Origin of the sequence: Sinorhizobium sp. 7-81 (assembly GCF_030124405.1) — a bacterium.
Taxonomy (GTDB): Bacteria; Pseudomonadota; Alphaproteobacteria; order Rhizobiales; family Rhizobiaceae; genus Sinorhizobium; species Sinorhizobium psoraleae.
Map to the genome: position 1 here is coordinate 1 of NZ_JASKLT010000041.1, position 7,979 is coordinate 7,979.

Genomic DNA, 7,979 nt, shown 5'->3' on the forward strand with positions numbered 1-7,979 from the left:
CATATAGGCAAATTGATGCCACTGAATGATCGAAAAGAGCCGCATCAGCAGCACTTCATGGGCAAGGGTTGCCGCCGATATGAGACCAACCGGCAGCAGACGCCCGGCTTTCATCGGGTCCCGCCTCCGCGCAGCGGCACAAAGCCCACCGGCAGCAACTGCCGGGTCGTGATGCTTCCATCCTGTCGCTTCTCGACCAGCATGAGAAACTGGGTCGCGAAGGGAGCTCCCACGGGGACGACCATCCGGCCGCCTTTGGCGAGCTGCTCGACCAGCGGCGGCGGGATGTGACTGGCAGCGGCAGTCACGACGATACCGTCGAAAGGCGCGTGCGCAGGCCAACCATAGTAACCGTCGCCCACCTTCACCTCGACATTGCCGTAGCGGAGCTCCGCGAGCCGGGCGGCCGCCCTTTCGCCCAGTTCCGGTATGATCTCGATCGAGTAAACCTTCGCTGCGCGCGGCGACAGGACGGCTGCCTGATAACCCGAGCCGGTGCCGACCTCCAGCACAACATCGCCAGGCCCGACGTTGATCAGGTCGGTCATCAGCGCGACGATGAAGGGCTGCGAGATGGTCTGACCGTATCCGATCGGCAGCGGCCGATCCCGATAGGCCGCACCGCGCAGCTCCTCGGGCACAAACAGGTGGCGCGGCACCTTCGCCATCGTCGCCAGCACCGCCGGATCGATGCCCTGGCCCTCGACCGCTGATGGCGCTGAGCGCGCGTGCGATTTGATCGTTTCGATCATCGCTGCCCGCTCGCCGGCGCGATCTTGAGCGGGCGCGGATGTCGAAACCACGGCGGCAGCGCTCGCCAGAACCGCGGCCAGTAACGCTTGGCACTGGGCTAGAGGACGCATGATCTCTCTCCCGGCTATCACGCAAGAGTATAGGGCGGCGGTGGCAATTTTGAACAAAGCTCGACCGCCTCTGCTGAACAGGATCGGGGAGGGTGCATCAAAAGGAGAAAACCACCCGATGCGGACCATAGCATTCTGACCTGCAATGTCTCGCTCGGGCCAGTCGTCGGCGTTCGTCTTGGATGCGCCAGAAGCGTCATCCCAAAACGGCCGTGTCCGCCCTCGACCCCTTGGTCATTCGCGGAGAACACCGGAATTTCCGGTGCCGGCCCAAACGAGACATCGTGCCTTCGCATCCAGCGAATGGGGATGACGAGTATGGAAAGCGATGCACTGTTCGCATCGCCTCGTTCATGGTTCTCGTCATCCCCGCTCAAATCAGCCTGCGTTGCTCGGCACCGGCGTGTTGAGAAGCTGCTGCTCCCAAAGATACGCGATGCCGCTGCCGCCGAAGTGCTGGATGAGAATCTCGGTCAGCTCCTCGACATGCTCGGTGCGCGCCCAATCGCGTTGCCATTCGCCCGCCAGCGCCATCACGGTCATCACGTTCGCGCCGGCCGCGATCATTCGCTGGATGGCAACTTCGTGAGACTCCTTCGAAATCCCGCCCGACGCGTCGGTGATCACGGTCACGTCCCAGCCTTCGCCGGCAGCCTGGATGACAGGCATCGCGACGCAGACCTCGGTCCACAGGCCGGCGATGATCAGCTGCTTGCGGCCGGTCGCCTTGACGACGTTCACCACATTCTCGTCCTGCCAGGTGTTCACCCAGGTGCGATCGATGACTTCCTGGCCAGGGAACACGTCGGTGATCTGCTTAAAGAGAAGTCCACCGCGCGCCGCGATCACGCTGGTGAGAATGGTCGGAACATTGAAGGCTTTTGCCAGCTTCGCCAGCGCGGCCGTGTTGTTGACCACCATATGCGGATCATGGCTGTTCAGGTTCGCCAGCTGGTAAGGCTGATGATCGATCAGAACGAGGACGGAGTCTTCGGGGCGGAGAAGTGAGTCAAGGCCGTTACGAAAGGTCATGTATAAATCCTCTGCTGACGTTTTTGTGTAAGATCGGTTTACCGGCAGACATGCGCTGACAGCGGCGCGCCGCCTGCGAAACGAACACTGTCATTCCCGGTTGTGATACGGTAGCCTTGCTTTGTGCCAAGCTGTGTCGCGAAACCAGGAACGCTAACGTGGACATCGAGGAACTGCGGACATTCGTGGAAGTGGCTGATGCCGGGGGTGTTTCGCCCGCCGCGCGGCGGCTCGGCGTCTCCAAGTCAATGGTCAGCCGGCGGCTCTTCCGGCTTGAAGCGGAACTTGGCGTCCAGCTTCTTGCACGAACGACCCGCGGCGCGGCACTCACAGAAGCCGGGATCACATTTCGGGACCATGCAGCAAGAGTCTGTGCCGAGATCGACACAGCCAGGGAAACGATCCTGCCCGCCGGTGACCTTTGCGGCCGCTTGAGAATTGCCGTGCCGCTTTCCTTTGGCCCGACCCACTTCGCTCCCGTGCTCGCGGACATGGCGCGACGTCACCCCCAGCTCCACATCCATACGTCTTACAGCGACCGTTTCGTTGATCTCGTCGCGGAAGGCTTTGATTGCGCCATCCGGGTTGGCTATCTGCAGGACTCCAACATGATCGCAAAACGCGTCGGTCCGCTTTACGGAAGGCTGGTCGCAAGCCCGGAGTATATCAGGAGGCATGGCTCTCCCGAGACGCCGGAGGCGCTCGTCGCCCACCAGGCCCTGATGCAAGGAACGGAAGCCTGGCAATTCATGGATGGCGACGAGATCATTACGGTTCATCCACGGGGACGCTTCAAGGCCGACAACGCACTGGCTCTCGCCGCCGCCGCATTGGCGGGGGTTGGCATAGCTTGGATTCCCGACGGCGTAACGCATGAATATGTGGCGTCCGGCGCGCTGGTACCGGTCATGACACGCTATCCCCCGCCTCCGGCAGGCATATATGTTATCCGCCCGCCGGGGCAGCATCCCGCAAGAAAGATACGTGTCCTTACCGAAATGCTGATCGAGTGTTTCGAACAAGCTCCGGCACCCGTCGCGAGCCGGGAGATGTAGTTCCAGGTGCGCCCCATCTCTCGTGTCGAGATCGCCTCTTGAGGAAGCGGGCCGGAACGCCGAAACATAGGGGACGGAGTCAGCTCGAAGCCGCTGGCAAGCCGCAGGAGGCGTCGACAAACATCTTGCCGACCAGATCCGCAACGACCGCGCAAGTACTGTGCGAACCGGAGCCTGCTCCGGAAAGGAGGAACTTATGACGGAGAATATCGCTGAGAAGTCCTGCGCGCCCTGCCGGGGCGGCATACCACCGCTGACCAGGGACGAAGCCGCCGGCTATCTTTCGCAGACACCAGGCTGGGACCTCCTGGACGACGGGCACCTGATCCGCCGCAAGTTCAAGTTCGGCGATTTCAAACAGGCGTTGGCCTTCGTCGACGCGGTCGGCCGGCTGGCGGAGGACGAGGGGCACCACCCCGACATCCGCTTCGGCTGGGGCTATGCGGAGGTCTCGCTGTGGACCCACAAGATCAAGGGCCTGCACAAGAACGATTTCATTATGGCGGCCAAGATAAACCAGTTGCCGAGCGCGTCCTGAATTTCAGGTGAGGCGGGCTTGCGAATGTCGGCCACGCCAGAGCGCCGAACTGCAGCAACTTTGAACTGCTCGATGATTTCGTCCTTCGATCCATTCCGACTCAAGGAACCGCGCGAGCAGTGACATGGCACGGGACCTTACGCGAAGGTTCATCACGGTCTAAGCTTGGGCGTCAGGGTTTGATGGAGCCCCCATTCAAGGAGGAACTGATGGCCAAGCTTCTCGTGCTTTACAAAATGCCCAAGGACACCGCGGCGTTCGACCGATATTACCGCTCCACGCACATTCCCTTGGCGCAGAAGCTGCCTGGTCTCAGAAAGTACGAAATCAGCAATGGCGCGATCTCGACGCCGGCCAGCGCGGCCGATCTCCATCTTGTCGCTACACTTCATTTCGACTCGATAGCCGACATCCAGCGCGCGTTCGCGTCACCGGAGGGGCAGGCCACGGGCGGCGATCTGGCGAATTTCGCAGACGGCGGCGTCGATCTTTATTTCTTTGAGACCGAAGAGGTTTGATTCATTTGCACGAGCGCCGGGGGCACCGAGGAGGTCCGCGAACCAGCATCGGTGGCGGGGTCGGTTTTCGGTTAGTCGCCGACGAGGAAGGCGGCTGACTGTGTTATAGTGCATGTTTCCCTTAAATCGTCGCCATTTAAGGATACGTGCAGCAATTCAAAGTGCTACGGCGCCCTTTGCGCGTCTGATAGGACGCGCGCGGCGCTCCTGCATGTTTCCTTAAATCGTCGCCGATCTAAGGATAAAAACATGCAGCAATTCAAAGTGCTACAGCGTCCTTTGCGCGTCTGACAGACGCGCGGCGCTGTAGTCGTGCACCCGCTTCGATGGAGGCGCCCATGGTAAGCTTTCCAAATGAAACTCCTGAATATCGCGCCGCTCGCGAAAGGCTGCTGCAGCGCGAGGTGGCCCTCCGGCGTGAAATGGAGGCAGTGGCCGCGGAGATCCGTGCGCTCCCGCCGGGTGGGGCCGTTCCCGAGGACTACGAGTTCGACCACATTGGGGCCGACGGCGTTCCCGCCAGGATACGACTGTCGGAGCTGTTCCGGCCCGGTACGGATACCTTGATTCTCTACCACTATATGTTCCCGCGGCATCGCAGCGACGACCGGCGCGGTCCGAGCAATGGCCCGATGGCGGATCTTCCCCCTGAAGAGGGACCGTGCCCGTCCTGCACGGCATTGCTCGACAACTGGGAAGGGGCGGTCCCGCACGTCGAGGGGCTCGGAGCCAATATTGCGGCCGTGGCGAAAGCGCCGATCGAGCAAGTTGCGGCTTTCGCCGCGCATCGTGGCTGGCGCAATTTGAAACTGCTCTCAGCCGCCAACAACAGCTTCAAACGCGATTACCATGGCGAGGACGAGGACGGACAGCAGGTGCCGATCCTGACGGTGTTCCACAAAGGCTCGGACGGGGTGGTGAGGCTGAGCTGGGCCTCCGAGTTGTTGTTCCTGCCGCCGGAGCCGGGACAGGATCCGCGCCATGTCGGCACGGTCGAGCCGATGTGGACTCTCCTGGACCTCACGCCCGGTGGGCGGCCGAACGCCTACGAGCAAATCGAGCAGCAGTACTACTGAACGCTGCGTCGACGGGTTCTTGTCCGACCCGACCCAGGCGGTGCCGGTTGATCTCATCACGCCGGTAACCGCCCGCACGCCGTCAAGCAGCATCCATCGCGGCACGGCCAGTGTGGGCGGCGCGACCGGGGCCACCCTCGCCACCGCTCTGCCGGCGAACCTTCGCGATGGCCGGCCGCCCTCACGCGACCGACCGTCGTCACTACCGGACCCAAGCCTCGCTTAACGCCTGTCCGTGTCCTGGTTCCGCATCGCCGCCTCTCCGGCGTCCGACACCTCGACCCACTTCTTGTCGGGCGCGGCATCCGCGACGTAGCTGTCGTGCCAGTTCCACCACTTGTAGGTCGGCGTCTGGGGATAGCCCTCGGGCGAATCCTCCCAGACCTCCTGCCGGCCGAGCGGGGTGATGTCGAGGTAGTTCCAGGTGCTCCCCATCTGCTCGTCGCCGCGATTGTTGATGAAGTAGGTGCGGAAAATGCGGTCGCCGTCGCGGTAGAACACATTGGTGCCGTGCCACTCGTCCACGCCGAAATCGGCATCGAAGCTGTCGGTGATGGTGAACCACGGAATGTCCCAGCCCATCCGCGCCTTCAGCTGCTCGATTTCCGCCTGGGGTGCACGCGAAACGAAGACGAGGGTGGTGTCGCGGGCGTTGAGATGGGCGACGTGGGCGACCTGGTCGGCCACCATGGAGCAGCCCCGGCAGGCGTGTTCCGGCCAGCCGAATACGCCCGGCTCGTAGAAGGCGCGGTAGACGATCAGCTGGTGCCGGCCGTCGAACAGGTCGGCGAGGCTCACCTTGCCGTTGGGGCCTTCGAACATGTAGTCCTTCGTCACCGCCATCCACGGCATCCGCCGGCGCTCGGCGGCGAGCGCGTCGCGAGCGCGGGTAAGCGCCTTTTCCTTCACGAGCATCTGCTGGCGGGCGGTCTCCCACGCCTCCGGCGATACGACCGGCGGGGTATGCATGGTGCTTGATGTCGTCATGGCTTTGGAACCTCCAGATTTGGGCGAGCGGCCGCGCCTCATGGCCGAGGCGCAACTCCATTCGCTGTTCATCGCTCGCCGGACAGTCTGGCAGCGGAAAACGGATGGTGCGAGTAACAAGTGTGTCGGTATTCCGAAGCCGCTGATTGCCGCCGCAGCGCGTGCGCTCGATGCGGTGATCCGCGCCGCGCCGGCACGGCCGCTTGCGGAACGCGATCCGAAACCGGCCCGTGGAACAAAGCTGGCCGCTGCAGATTTTTATGTTCATGAAGAACATGGTTTTTTTACCGGCATTGCTGGCCGCATTACTGGCATCTGGCCCTTGCGGCGCCGCCGGTGCCGAGGAGCTTCAGCCGGAAGCCGTCAACAAGGCTTCGCTCGCCTCCATCCCGCCGGAACGGCCGCCCAAGACTCCGCCTCGGCCGGAGCCCGCCATCGTTCGTCTCCAGGTTCTTCTCGACCGCGCGGGGGCATCTCCTGGCGTGATCGACGGCTATTACGGCGAGAATGTCACCAAGGCGATTGCCGGGTTCGAGGCGTTGCACGATCTCCCCGTCGATGGAAAGCTGGACCCCGAGCTCCTCGGCCGGCTTTCGGGCGACAAGCCCGTCATAGAGCCCCCCGTCATCGAGCCCTATGTCATCTCCGAAGAGGATGCCAGGGACCTCGTCGAACGCATTCCCGAAGACTATTCCGAACAGGCCGAGATGAAGCACCTCGGATATACGAGCGTCGCGGAAAGACTGTCCGAGCGGTTTCACATGGACATCGACCTCTTGAAGGCGCTCAATCCGGGCTCGGCATTTGCCGTCGGTGATACGGTGTCGGTCGCGATGCCCGGCGCCGTGAAGGAGGGCAAGGCCAAGCGGATAGAGGCGCGCAGGCGAGGGGGACAGGTGCTGGCCTTCGCCGAAGACGGCTCGCCGCTTGCGGTCTATCCCGCCACGATCGGCAGCGACGAGACGCCATCGCCGTCAGGCACGCACAAGGTGAAAGGCGTCGCGCGAATGCCGCCCTATATCTATAATCCCAAGGTGAACTTCAAGCAGGGCGACAACAGCGAGGTTCTGACGCTGCCAAAGGGCCCCAACGGCCCGGTGGGAACCGTGTGGATCGATCTGACGAAGCCGACCTACGGGATCCACGGCACGCCGGAGCCGTCACATATCGACAAGTTCGGCTCGCACGGATGCGTGCGCCTGACGAACTGGGACGGGGAGGAACTGGCGGCGATGGTCAAGCCGGGGGTGATCGTCGAGTTCACGGATTAGATCCTTCGGCCGCCGAATACTCCGCGTTATTTTTGCCGCGCCACGACAACGCCCTCCCTCATTCCTGTGCTCGTCACAGGAATCCAGCCACGGCGCGTCGGCGCCGTGAATGACTCGCTGGAGACGCGGCGGAGGAGATGCCGGTGGTGCCTCCAGCGGGCGATGCGAGAGCGCTGGCATCGTCGATACGGCGGATTCTCCCGCGCCGCCGACGCGACGCTGCTGGATTCCTGTGACAAGCACAGGAATGAGGGGAGGGTGGTTGATCGCCAATGGCCACAAGCAACTGCCCGAATACTCCGTGCTTTTTTTTGCCGCGCCACGACAACGCCCTCCCTCATTTCTATGACAAGCACAGGAATGAGGGAGCGCGGTTGAACGCCAATGGCCACAAGCAGCCGCCCGAATACTCCGTGCTATTTTTTGCCGCGCCACGACAACGCCCTCCCTCATTCCTGTGCTCGTCACAGGAATCCAGCCACGGCGCGTCGGCGCCGTGAATAACTCGCTGGAGACGCGGCGGAGGAGATGCCGGTGGTGCCTCCAGCGGGCGATGCGAGACCGCTGGCATCGTCGATACGGCGGATTCTCCCGCGCCGCCGACGCGACGCTGCTGGATTCCTGTGACAAGCACAGGAA

General features: G+C 62.7%; 8 protein-coding genes. 5 read left to right on the plus strand and 3 right to left on the minus strand.

What is annotated here, in order from left to right; translation table 11 throughout:
• Positions 1-110: 110 nt before the first annotated feature.
• The gene (locus tag QN224_RS33105) at positions 111-863 is read right to left on the minus strand and encodes a protein-L-isoaspartate(D-aspartate) O-methyltransferase (protein ID WP_283980109.1); all 753 of its coding nucleotides are present in this window, start codon (positions 861-863) and stop codon (positions 111-113) included.
• Positions 864-1,241: 378 nt separating this feature from the next.
• A complete protein-coding gene (locus QN224_RS33110) occupies positions 1,242-1,895 on the minus strand; it encodes an isochorismatase family protein (protein ID WP_283980110.1) in 654 nt (217 codons plus the stop codon).
• A 158-nt stretch (positions 1,896-2,053) separates the two neighbouring features.
• Here QN224_RS33110 and QN224_RS33115 point away from each other — a divergent pair, with 158 nt between their 5' ends.
• The 4 genes from QN224_RS33115 (at position 2,054) to QN224_RS33130 (ending at position 5,082) form a co-directional block, all read left to right on the plus strand.
• Positions 2,054-2,950, plus strand: coding sequence for a LysR family transcriptional regulator (locus tag QN224_RS33115; protein ID WP_283980111.1), 897 nt, complete (start codon positions 2,054-2,056; stop codon positions 2,948-2,950).
• Positions 2,951-3,146: 196 nt separating this feature from the next.
• Entirely contained in the window at positions 3,147-3,488 is a 342-nt protein-coding gene (locus QN224_RS33120; protein ID WP_283980112.1) for a 4a-hydroxytetrahydrobiopterin dehydratase, read from the plus strand.
• 209 nt (positions 3,489-3,697) lie between these two features.
• On the plus strand, positions 3,698-4,006 hold the full coding sequence (locus QN224_RS33125) for an EthD family reductase (protein ID WP_283980114.1): 309 nt from the start codon (positions 3,698-3,700) through the stop codon (positions 4,004-4,006).
• A gap of 338 nt (positions 4,007-4,344) precedes the next feature.
• The gene (locus QN224_RS33130) at positions 4,345-5,082 is read left to right on the plus strand and encodes a DUF899 family protein (RefSeq protein ID WP_283980115.1); all 738 of its coding nucleotides are present in this window, start codon (positions 4,345-4,347) and stop codon (positions 5,080-5,082) included.
• Between the two features lie 222 nt (positions 5,083-5,304).
• On the opposite strand, the gene QN224_RS33135 is transcribed toward QN224_RS33130, so the two are convergent.
• Positions 5,305-6,069 carry a thioredoxin family protein gene (locus tag QN224_RS33135; protein ID WP_283980116.1) on the minus strand — a complete coding sequence of 255 codons (765 nt, stop codon included), beginning with the start codon at positions 6,067-6,069 and terminating at the stop codon, positions 5,305-5,307.
• Positions 6,070-6,329: 260 nt separating this feature from the next.
• Between QN224_RS33135 and QN224_RS33140 the strand changes: the two genes are divergently transcribed.
• Positions 6,330-7,340, plus strand: coding sequence for a L,D-transpeptidase (locus tag QN224_RS33140; RefSeq protein ID WP_283980117.1), 1,011 nt, complete (start codon positions 6,330-6,332; stop codon positions 7,338-7,340).
• Positions 7,341-7,979: the final 639 nt, after the last annotated feature.

Coding starts and splice junctions, on each gene's coding strand:
- QN224_RS33105 (WP_283980109.1), bottom strand. CDS start 863: ATGCGTCCTCTAGCCCAGTGCCAAGCGTTACTGGCCGCGGTTCTGGCG.
- QN224_RS33110 (WP_283980110.1), bottom strand. CDS start 1,895: ATGACCTTTCGTAACGGCCTTGACTCACTTCTCCGCCCCGAAGACTCC.
- QN224_RS33120 (WP_283980112.1), top strand. CDS start 3,147: ATGACGGAGAATATCGCTGAGAAGTCCTGCGCGCCCTGCCGGGGCGGC.
- QN224_RS33125 (WP_283980114.1), top strand. CDS start 3,698: ATGGCCAAGCTTCTCGTGCTTTACAAAATGCCCAAGGACACCGCGGCG.
- QN224_RS33130 (WP_283980115.1), top strand. CDS start 4,345: ATGGTAAGCTTTCCAAATGAAACTCCTGAATATCGCGCCGCTCGCGAA.
- QN224_RS33135 (WP_283980116.1), bottom strand. CDS start 6,069: ATGACGACATCAAGCACCATGCATACCCCGCCGGTCGTATCGCCGGAG.
- QN224_RS33140 (WP_283980117.1), top strand. CDS start 6,330: ATGTTCATGAAGAACATGGTTTTTTTACCGGCATTGCTGGCCGCATTA.